Genomic DNA, 17,953 nt, shown 5'->3' with positions numbered 1-17,953 from the left:
TGCGTTAGGGACGGGCGAGCCCTGATTTTATCAGTAGCCAGTATTGGGATAGTCCGTCCCGTAACGCACCACCCAACAGGGTAAACGCTTCAATCAGCAGTATGTAGTTTTCAGCAATCCCACTGACTGAATTGTACCCAGGTCTTGTCCAAATTTGCGGCATCATCTTGGTAGACAAGGGGAGAGAGGCTCTAATCCAGTGAGCCTCTCTTTTTGATTACCAATATGTAGTTTTCAGCAATCCCACTGACTAAATATTGCCATGAGTCTTGGTTATCCAAGTCATCACATTGGTAGATACGGTTAATGAATTCTAAAAGACTTAAGTTTATTATGAAAATTAAGCAACAAGCTAATACAGTTGCTGAACAAATTATCTCTAACTAATTTTTTTTTTTTGCACACTAAACGACCAAATTGTAGCAAAATTTAAGGCTTAGACATTGGGTTTATCTAGAATTTATTGACTGAATATAACCCTTTGAAGTTACACAATTAAATTCTCTCAGGAGTAAAAACCATGGGAAATTACATCGGTAACAATGCTAACAATTACTTTCAAGCGCACAAGGAAGGTTGGTGGATATTCTTGAAATGGAAGTCTTGGACAATGACGGGTAATGGCGGCAATGATACCCTGATTGGCGGTCCGAAGAACGACACTTTGTATGGAAATAGCGGCAACGATAACCTCTACGGTGAGGGTGCTAACGACTATCTAGATGGCTGGACTGGCAATGACTATATCTATGGTGGCTCAGGTAACGACACCCTTTTTGGTTACTATGGACACGATAATTTATATGGTAATAGCGGCAACGATAAGCTCTACGGTCAGAGTGGTAACGACTATCTGGATGGCTGGACTGGCCATGACTATATCTATGGTGGCTCAGGTAACGACACCCTTCTAGGTTACTCTGGAAACGATTACTTAAGTGGCAGTTCCGGCTATGACAGCCTCAATTATACCACAATTACCGACTTCTACTGGTCTGAGGGAGATAAGTTCCAGGTTTATGGTAGTTCCAGTGACTACTCACTGAGCTTCCAAAACTGGTCTGGCAGCAGTGCAAAGGATACCTTGATTTACTATATAGCGTTTCTTATAGCTATGAGGTACACAGGATTTTTTACCTCTTGTCTTATAGCTATGAGGTACACAGGATTTTTTACCTCTTGCCTCTTGCCTCTTCTCTCTTCCCTGCTCCCTGCTCCGAAGTCCCTGCTCCCTAACACCAAGAATTTTGTACCTCATGACTATGATAAGTGCTATAAGAACGATCTTATCGGTGTAGTAGAAGACACCACTAATGTTGTGATTTATTGGGACTTTAACTTCGTTTAAGACTCTTTCCAAAAACACCTTTAGCCTCTGGGGGTTGGGGGAAGCATTGGGATAGATATAGCACTACGCCCAAGGCAAGAGCCATGCATGCAAAAGTTGACTAAAACCGCTTTTGTTGCTTGTATCAATGTCCTCTGAATACGTAGTGCTATAAATACGGGATAATTTTAATAGTTTTGTGGCATGGGCATCTTGGTGGAACAGGCATCTTGCCTGTTTCATTCCCAGGCATCTTGGTGGAACAGGCATCTTGCCTGTTTCCGGCCTCGGGCATCTTAGTGGAACAGGCATCTTGCCTGTTTCATTTCCGAGCAGGCATCTTGCCTGTTTCATTTCCGAGCAGGCATCTTGCCTGTTTCATTTCCGAGCAGGCATCTTGCCTGTTTCATTTCCGAACAGGCATCTTGCCTGTTTCATTTCCGAACAGGCATCTTACCTGTTTCATTCCCAGGCAGGCAGGATGCCCACCCCACTCTTATTCATCCGAAGATTCAGCAATGCTAACAAAGCTGAAACTATGTATCATACACTGAAATCGATTGTTGTAATTTCAGGCTCTAGCATTACTACCATCGTGAGCCTAACTATGGGAGCAGTGGCTCAGTCTAATCCACCCCCAGGAGTGAACCTTCCCACCGAAACCCCTGAAAGAATTCAGGAAACCATTCCCACCCCATCCGATTTACCTCCTCCTGTTCCTGAAGAATCTCCAGCATCACCACCGGATCCAAGTCTGGAAATTCCTTCCTCTCCCCAACTCCCTGAAGTTACAACTCCATCCACTGTGCCATTCTTTGTCACAGAAGTGGAGGTGTTGGGAAATACGGTTTTGCAAGAAGAAATTGCAGATAAAACAAACCAATATGAGAACCGTGAAGTAAGGTTTGAGGAGTTGCTTCAACTGCGTTCTGCCATTACTGAGCTCTACATTAAAAATGGTTACATCACCTCTGGCGCATTTTTGCCGGTCCAAGACTTTAGCAAAGGTGTTGTGAAAATCCAGGTGGTTGAGGGTGACTTAGAACGGATTGAACTGGAGGGATTAAACCGTCTGCGGGAAGGATATGTGCGCAGTCGCCTTGAAGTGGCCACTAACCCACCATTAAATCGAAGCCGCTTAGAAGAAGCCCTGAAACTGCTGCAACTTGACCCTTTGCTCAATCAAGTGGATGCGGAGTTAACTGCAGGAAGTGGCTCTGGTAGCAATATTTTGCAAGTCAAACTCAAAGAAGCCTCTGCCTTTCACGCTGGTATTTCTACCGCCAACAACCAATCTCCCAGCATTGGTTCTCTACAAACCAGGCTGTTTGTTGCCCATGATAATCTTTTGGGTTTTGGCGATCGCTTCACCACTCAATACAGCTTTACCGAAGGGCTAGACCTCTACGATATCAACTATTCTATCCCCGTCAATCCCTACAATGGCACCCTTAGTGTACGCTACAACAACAGCGACAGCAGCATTATCGAAGATCAATTCGACGAGCTTGATATCGAAAGCGAAACTCGCACCTTTTCTGTCAGTTTTCGGCAACCGATATTCCGCTCCTCAGAACGTGAATTTGCTCTGAGTTTAGCCCTAGACTTGCGTCGCAGTCAAACCTTCTTACTCGGGGAACCTTTTTCTTTCTCAGTTGGCCCAGAAGACGGCGAATCCAAGGTAACGGTATTGCGATTTTCTCAAGATTGGATAGACCGTAGTAGCCCTAGTCGCATATTAGCTGCTCGCTCTCAGTTTAGTTTTGGGTTGGGTGCCTTTGATGCAACTATCAACAATACTGGGACTGACGGGCGATTCTTTAGCTGGTTGGGACAATTCCAATTGGTACAACAGTTGTCACCGAGAACGACGCTGATCACACAAATTAATGCTCAGTTAACCCCAGATTCTTTGCTCTCCCTAGAACGCTTCAGTATCGGTGGCGTGGATACAGTCAAAGGCTATCGACAAAACCAACTGGTTGCTGATAACGGTATCCTGGGTTCGGTACAACTCCGAATTCCTCTCACCTCAGACCCTAGCAAACTACAAATAGCCCCTTTTTTTGAAATCGGTACAGCTTGGAATAATCTAGATCCTGACCCTGACCCCGCCACCATTGCTAGCTTGGGACTAGGCTTGCGATCGCAAATTATCTCTGGTTTAGATTTGCGCCTAGACTATGGTATCCCCTTGATTGAGGTCAACAACCGGGGAAATTCCCTACAAGAGAATGGTTTCCACGTTTCATTGGGCTATCAGCTGTAGGTTCGCAGCTGAGTTTTGAGCAAAAGTCTATGCGATCGCATTTCACTGAAATTCCTCCATACTAATGTGCTCAACAACCCATAACACCCTTTTCAAATTCGGGTTACAGCAATTGCTTCAGGGAAACTGTACCCATGTTTATTAGGGGTTTATTTTTGCGTTCGCGTAGCGTGACCGTAGGTCAATCGCATTCCTATAACCATCTATATGTAATTTTATCAAAACCACCATCAGATAAGCTTCAGAGCAATTGTAGCCATTAATGGAAGTCAAAAAGTGAATCTCTCTGGATACGCTTGGCCAACTAGGGGGATGAGCTGAGATTAGTAGTGTTAGACTCTTAGTGTCGATAACCACACTTGGCGGTAATAAAACATTGCTACATGTATAAAAACAACAGCATTGTGCCAGTACTATGTCCTGTTTGCAGTGGGTTTCAGTCAGGTAGACAAAACAGCCAGGCATCGAGACAGCGTTCGCGAAGCGTCTCCGTAGGAGAATCCCTATCCTGTCTTGCAAATGTCTAGACATATTGTGAATATTTGTCTAGTTTGCTGAATCTGACCAACCAGTTGGCTAAAACCCCTATGTCTAGACATGTTAAGTTTACTGAATCTAAGAAACGAGTTTGCTATATATTGCAAACCAGTTTGCTACATTTTGCAAACAATCCTATATATAGAAGAAAGACACTAGATGTATGAGTGAGATGCTCTAAGAGCACTCACTCCCATTTTTTTTGAAATTTCTACCCAACTTTTCCGGAAGAAGAGCAGCCAGGGAGTCAATTTGATTTCCCCCCCTTTATCCCTAATCTGTTTTTTCAGGCTCCGCTGATTATAGGTCAACACCCTGTTTATACCTTTTACACCATTCACTTTCTTCCATACTCCGCTGGCTGAAAAAACCGAGACTAGAACTTCTTCCCCACAGACTCAGCAAGAAGAATCCCACCCCCCAAGTTGCGCGCCACCCCCCTCCCTTTCAACATTGCCTGATTTGATGTTGATTTGGCCGTCAGCATTAGTGACAGGTCTACTCTACGGATTTGGTGTTAAGCCTCTTGTGGGCAATTTTGGAAGAGAGTGATCGCCTAGCCTATGGGAAAAGAGTTTTCTGAGCTACGGTCAGGTTTGCTTTACCGCGATGGAAACTCCTGATCTTGAGTTGTCTTCACTGTCATAGAATCAGCGATTCGGGCAAAGCCCGACGCTACGCGATCGCATGGGCGGGACAGCGGCAAGGTTGTGAGGGGAGTTTATGTGACCACTGTATAGTTGGTTACTTAGGGCATCGCATATAGCAGTAATACATCCTTTCCTGATCAGGTGAAGCACCATGGGAATAAAGAACACGAAGAAATTTATTTCCACGTAAGTATTTCCGGAATCCTGATTCATCGACTGTAGTTTACATCGAGGAGCAATGAATTATGGAAATTCCTGTTCCCTACTCCCTACTCCCTGTTCCCTGTCCCCCTTCCTATATATGATTCTGGCTGATGAAAGCTAAAGAAGTTCTGAGACGATATGCAGCAGGACAACGGGATTTCCGAAGGGTAAATCTCAGAGGTCAGTCATTTCAGGGTAAAGACCTTTCAGGGGCAGATTTTAGTGAAGCGGATATTAGAGGGGCAAAGTTTACGAATACCAATCTTAGAGAAGCAAAAATCTGTGGTGCTAAGGGAGGACTGGAACCTCAATGGTTAATTCTGCTAGTAACAATTCTATTTTTATTATCAGCACTAATAGGATTGGTATCGGGGTCTTCTAGTATTTTTGTTCCATCCACTTTGGCTCCTGAATTTGTCGAGCCTGCTGTGATGGTCTTGCTGTTGTTAGCGGTCAGCTCGATAGTCAATATCCGATATGGGTTTCTAGCGTTTCTAGTGGCAACTGCTGTGGTTTTGACTATGAGTGCAGTTTTAGCTGTCACTTTAGCTATGTTAGGAAATCTCCGTGGGGCTGTAGTTCTGGCTATGAGTGTTCCTTCGACTATGATTGTGACTGTGACTGCTGGTGCAAATGTAGCTGCAGCTATAACTGTAGCTGGGGATGGAGCTGCAATTGTGATGGGCATCATCGCTGTAGCTGCTACGGTAGCTGGAGCTGAAACTGCGACTATGATTGCCACTGTACCTGAAACAAAGGCTGGGATAGTAGCCCTGGTCGTAAATATCGCTGCAATTGGGCTTGGAGCTATTCAGGGTGCTTACATGGCTAAACGAGTCTTAGGTGAAGATCAAAAGTTTGCTCTGATTCGTCCGATTGCTATTGCCTTTGCTGCTATCGGAGGCACAAGCTTTCGCGGTGCTAACTTAATCAACGCTGACTTTACAGGAGCTATCCTCAAAAGTACAGACTTTAGAAAGGCTATTCTTACTCGTACCTGTTGGTACAAAGCCAAAAAAATTGACCGCGCTAGAGTCGGTGACACCATCTTGGCTGACCCAGTAGTTCGGGAATTACTCGTCACTGGAAATGCTTACGAAAAATCTTATGCTGGTGCTAAGCTCAGAGGGGCAAACCTGATCAAAGCTAATCTTACCTATGCTAATCTTAAGGAAGCTGATATCAGTCAAGCCACATTCAATGGAGCCTGTTTAGAATGGGCAAACCTGACTGAAACTAATGCCGTTGGCGCAGATTTTACCGGAGCTAGTTTGACAGGTGCTTGTCTGGAAGCTTGGAACACTGAAAGTAGCACTAAGCTAAAAGATGTTGATTGCCGATTTGTTTATCTGTTAGAAAACCCTGAGCCTAGAACAGATAACCGTGAGCGTCGTCCAAGTAGTGGCGAATTTCAACCAGGAGAATTTACCAAGCTATTCCAAGAGGTCTTAAATACTGTTGACATCATTTTCCGTAACGGTGTTGACTGGAAAGCTTTTATTGCTGCTTTCAAAAAAGTCCAAGTAGAGAATGAAGATACCGAACTAGCTATTCAGAGTATTGAAAATAAAGGGGATGGTGTAGTTGTTGTTAAGGTAAGTGTTCCCCCTGACACGAATAAGGAAAAGATTCATAGTGACTTCACGCAAAACTATGAACTTGCCCTCAAAGCTATGGAAGAAAAATATAAAGCAGAACTAAAAGCCAAAGATGAACAGATAGTAATTTATCGTGAGCAAAGTGCTAATTTATGGGATATTATTAAGCGTGAAGCTAATAAACCTATTCAAAATATTATTGATGTTACAGCTAAAGCAGAGAGTGATATGTCAGATAATTCACGTCATTTTAAGATAGACCAAAGCCGAGCTACTAATCCTAAGGTTAATACTAATCCTAATTTTGCTGTTGCCAACGACAATGCTAGACAATTTAATACTACTAATTTTACATCAGAACAAACCCAAAGCTTAGCCGAAGCAGCAGCTGAAATTCAGCAACTCCTAAACCAACTATCCCAGACTAATCCCACCAGTACTGAGATTGAGAAGTTAACAGTTGTAGCCAGAGCTGCTGAGGAAATAAAGAATAACCCAACCCTAAAAGCTAAGGTGATCAATGCTCTGAAAGCTGGAGGAGTAGAAGCTTTCAAGGAAGCGATAGACCATCCCTTAGTTAACATTTTGATAGCTACGATTCAGGGATGGACGGAGGCTTAGGGTAAGTTATCAGTGTAGTGTGGGAAGTGTGGGGGGTGTGGGAATTTTTACCTAATTGTATGGGTTGAGATGCACCTGAGTAGGGAACAGGGAATGGTGCGTTCGCGTAGCGTGGCCATAGGCCAATCGCAATTTGTTAACACTTGTATTGAGGTGCGATCGCGTTCGGATTGGGATGTTGGTTCTTGGTACTGGTGCGTTCGCGTAGCGTGGCCTATGACCAATCGCCTTTGGCTGTGCGTAGCGCATCCCAGGGGTGGGACAGTAGCAGGGTTTTGAGGGAACCTATGTGCCCAAGTAAATTTATTCCTACGTAAATATTTCCGGAATCCTGATTCATCGACTGTAGTTTACATCGAGGAGCGCTCCAGCCTTCACTTCAACTATATATAATTGTGGCTGATGAAAGCTAATGAAGTTCTGAGACGATATGCAGAAGGAGAAAGGGATTTCCGCAGGGTAAATCTTAGAGGTCAGTCATTCCAAGGTAAAGACCTTTCCGGGGCAGATTTTAGTGAAGCGGATATTAGAGGAACTAATTTTAAGAATGCTAATCTAAAGGGAACTAAATTTTGTAAGGCCAAGGCAGGATTACAGAAAAGGTGGGTAATTGTTCTTTTGTTGGTTTCGTGGATAGGGTTAGGACTATCAGGATTTATCAGCTTTTTAAGTGGGACTTTACTAGCGTCATCAATATTTATCAATAACGACGTAGAAGCGCAAGTCTTGGGCTGGATAGCTTTGGTTGCAATAATTGTCTTCTTTACTGTTTCCATTCGTCAAGGTATTGGAGTAGCCATAGCCGTAGCCTTAGCCATAGCCGTAGCCATAGCCATAGCCGGAACCTTCATCTTAAGTGGATACGTAATCTTCGCCGTAGCTGGAGCCGTAGCCTTAGCCGGAGCCGGAAGCTTAGCTGGAGCCATAGCTCGAGCCTTATATTTAGCCATAGACAAATTCGAAGCCATAAATGGATACGTAACCTTCGCCGTAGCTGGAGCCATAGCCTTAGCCATGGCCGGAGCCGTAGCCTTAGCCGGAGCCTTAACCTTAGCCGGAGTCGTAACCTCCAAAATATACTTGTTGTCATTCTCAATGCCAACCGGATACTTAGCCGGAGTCTTAGGCTTAGCCGAATCCTTAGGCATAGTCCCAGTCTTACCCGGAAGCTTAATTGGCACTTACCTGGGAATACGTGCTATAAAAGGGGACCCCAGAGATGCCTGGATTCGCACTATTGCTATTGCTTGTGCTGCTACAGGAGGTACAAATTTTTACAAGGCTGACCTAACCGATGCTGATTTTACGGGAGCTATTCTTAAAAATACAGATTTAAGGGAGGCTACTATCACTCATACTTGTTGGCAAAATACTATTAAGCTTGACCGAGCTAGACCTGGTAAAACTATCTTAGCTGATACAGCTGTCAGAGAATTATTGGTTCGTGGTAATGGTTATAATAAGTCTTATGTTGAAGGCAATCTTAGAGGCGCAAATTTAAGAGGGGCTAATTTAAATAAGGCTAATCTAAAACTCGCTGATCTTAGCGAAGCCACTTTAGAGGATGCTAATTTAGAATGGGCTAATTTAACTGAAGCTAATTGCGTTGGTACGGATTTTACTCATGTTTATTTGACGGGAGCTTGTTTAGAAGCGTGGAATATTGATTCAACAACTACCTTGACTAATATTGATTGTCAGTATGTTTTTCTAATAGAGAATCCCAATGATATGGGAAGTCGAGAGCGCCGTCCCCATGACCCTAATCGGGTTTTTAAACCAGGGGATTTTGACAAGCTTTATAAACAGATTATGAATACGGTGCAGATTCTTCTGCGTAATGGGGTTAATCCAGAAGCATTTCGTCAAGCCTTTCAAGAATTAATGGCGGAAAACCCTGAAATTAATGGTGATTCAATTCAAGCAATTGAGAAGAAAGGAAATGATGTTTTACTTACCTTGGAAATTCCAGACTCAATAGATAAGGGTAAGGTTGAAAGACAATTTTTTGAAGTTTATGAGGCTAGACTGGAAGCAGCGAAACAAACTGCTCTGCTAGAGGCGGAAAGAAGTCATAATCAGGATTTTAAGGAAATTGTTAGAGCCGCTTTCACTAGCAATCAGTCATCCAATCCTATAATCAATCTTACAAATACAGCTAAATCGGAGAGTGATATGTCAGATAATTCACGTCATTTTAATGTAGACCAAAGTCAAGCTACTAATCCTAAGGTTAATACTAATCCTAATTTTGCTGTTGCTAACGACAATGCTAGACAATTTAATACTACTAATTTTACATCAGAGCAAACCCAAAGCTTAGCTGAAGCAGCAGCTGAAATCCAGCAACTTCTCAACCAATTATCCCAGACTAATCCCACCAGTACTGAGATTGAAAAGTTAACAGTTGTAGCCAGGGCTGCTGAAGAAATAAAGAATAACCCAACCCTAAAAGCTAAGGTAATCAATGCTTTAAAATCAGGAGGAGTGGAAGCATTCAAGGAAACAATAAAACATCCCCTAGTTAACATTTTGGTAGCTACCATTGAGGGATGGGCGGAGGCTTAGATTTCCCTAAAGTGGGAAGTGCGGGGGTTTTATAAGAATTTTTGCCTAATTGCGAGAGTGAGATGCACCCGTTGAGAATCTACTAACCGGAGAGGTTTATACCAAAGAGCCTAAAAAGCGGTCAACTCGTTTAGTTGCTTCTAGGTTACAAAGTCTCCAGCGGTTAGGCGATCGTTAAGAAGTGCGGTAATTTGGTCGATTAGGCTTGGAAATGTACAAGCCACGGCTTCTGCTAGTCGTAAAGTGGTCAAATTAATCTCTGTAATGGACAGGGTAGGCAAAGACACACTAGGGGATTCATGCTCTACGAGCGATATTAGGGTAGAAAAAGCTATAATTGTCAACTGCTATCGTCTAATAGTGTTAACCCCAGCTAGCAAGGGAAGTGTGCCATTGGTTGCCGCCAGGAATCGGATAAAGTGAATGACACAAATACCGAAAGCAATCGGCCAAATGCGATCGCAAAATATCTGACTTGTCCACCTTGCCATTTTGGTCAAACTTCAGGCTTTCAAAGTCTTTGATAAGTTCTTTGCAGCTAGGGTGGACCAGGACGCGATCGCTAAAGAACAAAGAGTTACAGGAATGAATGGAGTCAATCACTGAGGGATTGCTTTTGCCCCATCTTTGCCGCCATGGTAGGCCAGCCAAATTGCTCATTACTATTGACCAGTTGGTGGTTTTGCTGTTGGCGGTTCTAGCACTCCCAGAGGCGTCACCGTAGACAAAGATAGATTGAAAATCAAATTGCCTAACCCAGTCAGTGACTGTCTTTGCTAGTTCAAATGTATCACTGTTGATTAGGTGCCATTCTTTGATGACATAAATGCGATTTGGGGTAGCCGACACTTCCTGAACGCCTGGCACTTGAGCGGCGATCGCGCAGGCAGGGGAATGGTTGAAGTCAAAAGACAAATGCAGAGGGATATTGGGTTGAACACCGATACCCCCATCCAAGTGCTGCGATCGCTTGAAATAACGGAAGATTAGACCAATGGTAACGGCAACATATTCCCCACGTAATTCTAGGGCTGCTAGTTCTGGTGGGTAGGAGGCTTCTAGCGATCGCAAATAGTCAGGATCTAAGGAAGTGTTATCAGAGGTCAAACAGCAAATAGAATAGTACATTTGTTTTAACTTCTCTTCCCGTTCAGGATCCACAAACATGTCATAAACCCAGTTAAACGGGTCATTACGGTTAATGGATGAAGTGATTACGAACTGTCCAGGTAAGTTGCCTTTACCACGCCCTATCCGACCAACAAGAGTCTGAAACGCCATGCGGGAACTGTACGCCCATTCATCTAACCATGCCGTCCTAATTTCTATGCCTCGTGCCCCTTGGCGTGCCTTGAGGGTACCACCATCAAATTTATTGGCAGACAGTACCAAAAATGGGGCTTGGTAGATTGTGCAAAATCTCCTAGATGCTATTATCCTGGCCGTCTCTTCTGGAGTATTACCCACCGGGGATAGTGGGATAGAGAAGTCTTGGCAGAATTCAGCCAATGCAACCAATGTCGATGTCTCTAGTTGCCCATATTCGTTGGCCGAAATCAGTCCACGAGCCGATGGATCTAATTTGGCTCTGTAGCAACAGTAGTAGGCTCCTGCTCTTGATTTCCCTGAACCTATGCCTCCTCTGAGGTAATAACCCCGGTAATTCAACCCCTGGACGTTCACCAAGTGTTGGCTATGCCGAATTGCATTAACGAATTCTGTCTGTCCCCCAGGCATAGGAATGAACGAGTCCAAGGCATCTGGTTTATTCTCCGTCCCATCTTCCTCGGACAATATTTCCGCGATCGCTTGCCTTTTTAGCTTGTTTATCCGAGATCTTGCGGTACGCATACCAATGTTTACTATTTTTTGAAGAGTAAAGTATTCCGCCTTCCATTACAATATTGGCGCAGATATCGACTGCTTTGGCAATGGAATCAATGACTTTAGCATCTTCTGCTGTCTTGGCTGTTTCCATTCTCTTGGCTAATTGCTTACATCCTACCTGTATTGGATTTTTACAGTCTCTGACCCAAGAATTCTCTAGGGCTTGTCTGGCAATATCTATGTCTGACTGCATCTTGCCGCTGGCTTCTTCTCTGGCATTTTTTCTCCAACGTCTTATTGTCCTAGCGGTAACCCCGAATTCCCTGACAGCAGCCTCACTACCCCTAGCCATATAGGTAGCGATCGCCATCACCATAAACTCGTATTTTTCGTCTTTTGACAGATTGCGCATTACAGACTCTCAACTACTCATGTCAATAAATTAACTTAACAAAAGACACATGAATTCAACACAGGATGGGACGCGATCGCGTAATTTTTCTTAACTAAGTTTTATTTTCAATTGGCTTAGGAAGCTCACACTCTACTGTTATTTTAAGATTACTTTTAGCCGTACCTTTGGTAACATAAGGAATACCAGCTTCTCCCCCTAATTCAATCCCAAATTCTAGGGTAACTTTTTTAACATTAGGTATTGGCTTTTTCTTAAACGCATTTAAGCCAATAATAGTATAAGCCCGAATCGTACCTTCAATGATTTGAGCGTGTTGTATTATTTGTTGTCGTAGTTTTTCAGGAGGACTCATGCCCTTGTCGGTGAGAGCTTCTTCTTCTTCTTCGTCTTCGTCTTGGTTGTCTGGACTGCTTACCGTAGGAATGTCTAAATCTTCTGTAGCTTCAACATAAATAATTGTGCCATCCTCTAGCTGAATTGGCGTTAATTGTGTCATAGCAGAATATTTCCTGAACTATTTCCCGGAAAGACCGATCAAACAATTGTATCCCTCTTAAGCACCTATTTGTCTAAAAAAAGCTGGTTGTTATGAGTCGGAATGCTTTAGTAATAGGGATTAATACCTATAGCTATGAAGGCTTCGAGAGTTTAACGGCACCTGGGCAGGATGCAGAAGCTGTAGCCCAATTACTAGAGAATTACGGAGACTTTAAGGTAACGCGACTCCCGGCAGTTAAGGATAAGCAGAACAATACCATTCGCGTTGGTAAAAAGACCAAAGTCACTCTAACTCAGTTAGAAGACGCCATAGTACAATTGTTCAAACCAAATGGGAAACCCCCAGATACAGCGCTACTCTATTTTTCTGGGCATGGTTTACGAAAAAGCAAGGGGATACAAGAAGGCTTTTTGGCCACTAGTGATGTTAACCCGGACATGGGTTGTTGGGGTTTATCCTTACAATGGCTGCGACGACTGTTACAAGACAGTGAAGTAAGGCAGCAGATTATTATTTTGGATTGCTGTTATGCCGGAGAAGTACTAAATATAGCAGAAGCCGACCCTGGAGACCGGGGTAAAGGCAGAGACCGGTGTTTCATTGCTGCTTCTCGTGCCTTTGAACTGGCCTATGAAGACATTGGTAGTAATCATAGTGTTCTCACCTCTGCGCTGATTAAGGGATTAGAACCAAGCCAACAGCGGTGGGTAACTAACTATTCCTTAGTTGATCTACTCACTCAAGAACAGAATGCTTTTCCCCAGCGTCCTACTTTTAGTAATTCTGGTGAACCGATTAATCTGACTCGTAGATGGACAGCAGCAACAAAACAATTGGCTACCTCAGCAAAAAATATCTGTCCTTATAAAGGCTTAGCTTATTTTGATTGTACGGAAGAAGATGCCAGGTATTTCTACGGTCGTACTGCCTTAACGGATCAATTGTTGGAAAAGGTGCGTGTTGGTAATTTTCTCGCTGTCTTGGGAGCGTCTGGTAGTGGGAAATCTAGTGTAGTTAGGGCGGGATTATTATATCAGTTACAACTGGGACGGAGGTTATCGGGTAGTGAAAGTTGGCAGATAAAAATCCTTCAACCAGGTGAACATCCCCTCAATTCTTTAGCACTAAGCTTTTTAGATTCTGAATTATCTGATATCGCACGGGGGACTCAATTCGCTCAAGCCAAGGGTTTGATTAAAAAGGGTTCTGAAGGGTTGACAGAATTAATTTCTGTGATGAATACCCAGCGGGTGATACTGGTAGTTGATCAGTTTGAAGAAGCCTTTACCTTGTGTCAGGATAGCTCAGAAAGACAACAGTTTTTTGAATGCTTATTAGGAGCTTTACCTAAAACCGGGGATAAACTCTGCTTGGTATTGACGATGCGGGCAGACTTTTTTGGTAAATGTCTTGAACAGGACTATAGCGGATTAGCACAGCAGATTCAACAAAATTTGGTGACAGTTACGCCCATGTCACCAGAGGAGTTAAAACAGGCAATTGTAGAACCAGCCAAACAGGTAGAATTGGAGATTGAGCCAGAACTGGTGAACGAAATACTGGCAGATGTAGCCGATGCGCCAGGATATCTGCCATTACTGCAATATACCCTAACACGACTGTGGGAAGAAAGCACTGATAACTGTTTGCGGCTCAACACCTATGTCAAATTAGGTGGTGTGATGGGTACTTTGCGTCAACGGGCGACTGAGGTCTATGAGCTATTTTCTGAAGAAGAACAAGCAGCTGTTAAGCATATTTTTCTAGCACTGACCCAGTTGGGGGAAGGTACAGAAGATACCCGCAGACGAGTATTGAAGGCGAATTTAGTGAATCAGCGCTATAACGAAGAACTGATTGATACGGTAGTTCAGAAATTGGCTGATGAAAAGCTAGTTGTTACCACTGAAATGGTAGGTAAAGGAGGAGGAGTAAAGAGAGTAGCAGTAGTGGATGTTGCCCATGAAGCTTTGATTCGTCATTGGAATCTGTTGCGGAGTTGGATAAGTGAAAATCGGGATGGGATGAGAATAGCCCGTAAGATTGAAGCGGCGGCTGAAGAGTGGAAAAGGGAAGGTAAGCCAGAAGAAATTGCTTTTTTACTACAGGGAGCCAAATTAATTAAGGCTGAGGATTATCTCGCTAAACATCTTTACCAGGGTCAGCTTAATAGTGATGCACAAGAACTTATTAAGGTTAGTCAAAAAGTCCGCGAGCGCATACTTGACCAAGAAAAACAACGTCAACAGAAACTACTAGAGGAGTCTGAAGCCAAACGTCAAGCAGAGGTAAAGGCTCGTCAATTAGCAGATAAAAATCAGAAGCAACTTAGGATTGGGTTGAGATTAGTTATCATAGTCGCAATTATTGCCGCTATTTTTGGTTTAGAATTTCTTAAACAGGCAATTAACTCAGACTTACTCGCAAAAGCTGCCAAGATCAAGTATTATCTATCAGTAAAACCTACTCCAAAAGAATTGCTCCAAGCTATTGAATCAACCGCTAAAATTCAAGATTACAAAAAATCCTTACAACCAAAGGTGATCAATGAAGTTCATTCTAGCTTATTGGCAGCCTTAGATAAGGTTCAAGAAAGGAATATTTTACAAGGTCATACACGTCCTGTCACCGAGATCGCTTTTAGTCCAGATGGCAAACAGATTCTCAGTGGCAGTAGGGACAAAACAGTGCGTTTGTGGGACACAGAAACCGGTCAACTAATCCATACATTATATGGTCATACAGATGATGTCACCGAGATCGCTTTTAGCCCAGATGGCAAACAGATTCTCAGTGGCAGTAGAGACAACACAGTGCGGTTGTGGGACACAGATTCCGGTCAACTAATCCATACATTAGAAGGTCATACAGATGATGTCACTGAGATCGCTTTTAGTCCAGATGGCAAACAGATTCTCAGTGGCAGTAGAGACAGCACAGTGCGGTTGTGGGACACAGATTCCGGTCAACTAATCCATCCACTAAAAGGTCATACAGATGATGTCACTGAGATCGCTTTTAGTCCAGATGGCAAACAGATTCTCAGTGGCAGTAGAGACAACACTGTGCGGTTGTGGGACACAGAAACCGGTCAACTAATCCATACATTAGAAGGTCATACAGATGATGTCACTGAGATCGCTTTTAGTCCAGATGGCCAACAGATTCTCAGTGGCAGTGACGACACAGTGCGGTTGTGGGACACAGATTCCGGTCAACTAATCCATCCACTAAAAGATCATACTAGTTTTGTCACTGAGATCACTTTTAGTCCAGATAGCAAACAGATTCTCAGTGGCAGTTTAGACAACACAGTGCAGTTGTGGGACACAGAATCCCGCCAACTAATCCATACATTATATGGTCATACAGACAAGGTCTATAATATCGCTTTTAGCCCAGATGGCAAACAGATTATCAGTGCCAGTTGGGACAGAACAGTGCGTTTGTGGGACACAGAAACCGGTCAACTAATCCATACATTATATGGTCATACATATCCTGTCACTGATATCGCTTTTAGTCCAGATGGCAAACAGATTCTCAGTGGCAGTTTAGACAGCACTGTGCGGTTGTGGGATACAGATTCCGGTCAACTAATCCATACATTATATGGTCATACAAGTACGGTTAAGGATATCGCTTTTAGTCCAGATGGCAAACAGATTCTCAGCAGTGCCAGTAGTGACAGAAAAGTGCGGTTGTGGGATACAGATTCCGGTCAACTAATCCATACATTATATGGTCATATATTGTCTGTCAATGCGATCGCTTTTAGTCCAGATGGCAAACAGATTCTCAGTAGTGCCAGTTGGGAAACAACAGTGCGGTTGTGGGACACAGATTCCGGTCAACTAATCCATCCACTAGAAGGTCATACAGGTAGGTTCAATGTGATCGCTTTTAGTCCAGATGGCAAACAGATTCTCAGTGGCAGTTGGGACAACACCTTACGTTTGTGGAACACAGATTCCGGTCAACTAATCCATCAACTAGAAGGTCATACTAGTTATGTCAATGCGATCACTTTTAGTCCAGATGGCAAACAGATTCTCAGTGGCAGTTGGGACAACACAGTGCGGTTATGGGACACAGAAACCGGTCAACCTCTCCATACCTTGGAAGGTAATACCAGTTTTGTCACTGATATCGCTTTTAGTCCAGATGGTAAACAGATTATCAGTGCCAGTGATGACCACACCTTACGTTTGTGGGACACAGATTCCGGTCAACTAATCCATACATTATATGGTCATATATTGTCTGTCAATGCGATCGCTTTTAGTCCAGATGGCAAACAGATTATCAGTGCCAGTGATGACCACACTTTACGTTTGTGGAACACAGATTCCGGTCAACTAATTCATCCACTAAAAGGTCATACTAGTTCTGTCAATGCGATCGCTTTTAGTCCAGATGGCAAACAGATTATCAGTGCCAGTGATGACCACACCTTACGTTTGTGGGACACAGAAACCGGTCAACCTCTCCATACATTAGAAGGTCATACAAGTGCTGTCTATGTGATTGCTTTTAGTCCAAATGGCAAACAGATTTTCAGTGGCAGTAGGGACAAAACAGTGCGGTTGTGGCGGGGTGGAAATTGGAAAGATTGGTTAAAAGAGGGATGTGATAAGCTACAATTTCATCCTCACCTCGTTGCACCTCAAAATAATCAAGACAATAAAGCAGGAGAAGCTTGTCTCAAGTATGCCGATTGGGAAGATAAAGCGAAAGCAGAGTTTCTGGTAAGACTTGGTAGAGCTTTTGTTTTACAAAAAGAGCCAAATGTCAAGGCTGCTGTTAAAAAATTTAAAAAAGCACAAAAACTCAATCCTGACATCGACCTCAACCCAGAGACAAGGAAAATAGATAAAGACCCCAAAAAAGTGGCGCTACAGTTAGCCGCACAAGAAAAGGTGAATCAGGGTAGGTGGCTAGTAATAGAGGGGAAAATACAGAAGGCTATTTCTGTCTATCAAGAAGCGCAAAAACTCTATCCTGACATCGACCTCAACCCATATACAAAGGAAATAGACAAAGACCCTAAAATAGTAGCGCACTTGTTAGCTGCACAATGGAAGGTAAAACTGGGTAGGTGGCTAGCAAGAAAGGGGAAAATAGAGGAGGCTATTTCTGTCTATCAAGAAGCGCAAAAACTCTATCCTGATATCGACCTTGACCCAGATACAAAGGAAATAGACAAAGACCCTAAAAAAGTAGCGCAACAGTTAGTTGCACAATGGAAGGTAAAACTGGGCATGCTGCTAGCAAAAAACGGGGAAATAAAGGAGGCTATTTCTGCCTATCAAGAAGCGCAAAAACTCAATCCTGACATCGACCTCAATCCACATACAAAGGAAATAGATAAAGATCCTAAAAAAGTGCCGCTACAGTTCGCCCCAAAATGGCAATAATAAATTAAGATCAGTCATAAT

12 protein-coding genes are annotated in these 17,953 nt (G+C 43.3%); 5 read left to right on the top strand and 7 right to left on the bottom strand.

The window, feature by feature from the left end:
• Positions 1–4: 4 nt before the first annotated feature.
• Positions 5–166 (bottom strand): hypothetical protein, encoded by a 162-nt coding sequence (locus F6K51_RS05105; protein ID WP_293018587.1) that lies wholly within the window; start codon positions 164–166, stop codon positions 5–7.
• A gap of 354 nt (positions 167–520) precedes the next feature.
• Between F6K51_RS05105 and F6K51_RS05100 the strand changes: the two genes are divergently transcribed.
• Together F6K51_RS05100 and F6K51_RS05095 are read left to right on the top strand one after the other, a co-directional pair.
• Positions 521–1,348, top strand: a complete 828-nt coding sequence (locus F6K51_RS05100) for a calcium-binding protein (protein ID WP_293018585.1) — start codon at positions 521–523, stop codon at positions 1,346–1,348.
• 178 nt (positions 1,349–1,526) lie between these two features.
• Positions 1,527–3,596 (top strand): ShlB/FhaC/HecB family hemolysin secretion/activation protein, encoded by a 2,070-nt coding sequence (locus F6K51_RS05095; RefSeq protein ID WP_293018583.1) that lies wholly within the window; start codon positions 1,527–1,529, stop codon positions 3,594–3,596.
• Between the two features lie 1,187 nt (positions 3,597–4,783).
• On the opposite strand, the gene F6K51_RS05090 is transcribed toward F6K51_RS05095, so the two are convergent.
• Positions 4,784–4,996, bottom strand: a complete 213-nt coding sequence (locus tag F6K51_RS05090; RefSeq protein WP_293018581.1) for a hypothetical protein — start codon at positions 4,994–4,996, stop codon at positions 4,784–4,786.
• A 101-nt stretch (positions 4,997–5,097) separates the two neighbouring features.
• Between F6K51_RS05090 and F6K51_RS05085 the strand changes: the two genes are divergently transcribed.
• Positions 5,098–7,206 carry a pentapeptide repeat-containing protein gene (locus tag F6K51_RS05085; RefSeq protein WP_293018579.1) on the top strand — a complete coding sequence of 703 codons (2,109 nt, stop codon included), beginning with the start codon at positions 5,098–5,100 and terminating at the stop codon, positions 7,204–7,206.
• Between the two features lie 51 nt (positions 7,207–7,257).
• Here the strand turns inward: F6K51_RS05085 and F6K51_RS05080 are convergent, their stop codons facing one another.
• Entirely contained in the window at positions 7,258–7,455 is a 198-nt protein-coding gene (locus tag F6K51_RS05080) for a hypothetical protein (RefSeq protein WP_293018577.1), read from the bottom strand.
• A gap of 153 nt (positions 7,456–7,608) precedes the next feature.
• Between F6K51_RS05080 and F6K51_RS05075 the strand changes: the two genes are divergently transcribed.
• Positions 7,609–9,774 (top strand): pentapeptide repeat-containing protein, encoded by a 2,166-nt coding sequence (locus F6K51_RS05075; protein ID WP_293018575.1) that lies wholly within the window; start codon positions 7,609–7,611, stop codon positions 9,772–9,774.
• Positions 9,775–9,914: 140 nt separating this feature from the next.
• Here the strand turns inward: F6K51_RS05075 and F6K51_RS05070 are convergent, their stop codons facing one another.
• The 4 genes from F6K51_RS05070 to F6K51_RS05055 form a co-directional block, all read right to left on the bottom strand.
• Complete coding sequence (locus F6K51_RS05070) at positions 9,915–10,061, bottom strand: hypothetical protein (protein WP_293018573.1); 147 nt, start codon at positions 10,059–10,061, stop codon at positions 9,915–9,917.
• Positions 10,062–10,137: 76 nt separating this feature from the next.
• A complete protein-coding gene (locus tag F6K51_RS05065; RefSeq protein ID WP_293018571.1) occupies positions 10,138–11,625 on the bottom strand; it encodes a terminase family protein in 1,488 nt (495 codons plus the stop codon).
• Positions 11,540–12,013, bottom strand: coding sequence for a hypothetical protein (locus F6K51_RS05060; RefSeq protein ID WP_293018569.1), 474 nt, complete (start codon positions 12,011–12,013; stop codon positions 11,540–11,542). The genes F6K51_RS05065 and F6K51_RS05060 overlap by 86 nt, the downstream gene beginning before the upstream one ends.
• 94 nt (positions 12,014–12,107) lie before the next feature.
• Positions 12,108–12,512, bottom strand: a complete 405-nt coding sequence (locus F6K51_RS05055; RefSeq protein WP_293018567.1) for a CU044_2847 family protein — start codon at positions 12,510–12,512, stop codon at positions 12,108–12,110.
• A 92-nt stretch (positions 12,513–12,604) separates the two neighbouring features.
• Here F6K51_RS05055 and F6K51_RS05050 point away from each other — a divergent pair, with 92 nt between their 5' ends.
• A complete protein-coding gene (locus tag F6K51_RS05050) occupies positions 12,605–17,932 on the top strand; it encodes a caspase family protein (protein WP_293018566.1) in 5,328 nt (1,775 codons plus the stop codon).
• The last annotated feature ends 21 nt before the right edge of the window (positions 17,933–17,953 follow it).

Origin of the sequence: Moorena sp. SIO3I8, assembly GCF_010692325.1 — a bacterium.
Classification (GTDB): Bacteria; Cyanobacteriota; Cyanobacteriia; order Cyanobacteriales; family Coleofasciculaceae; genus Moorena.
Note: the sequence above shows the minus strand (reverse complement) of the source record. Positions and strands in the feature narration are given on the sequence as shown.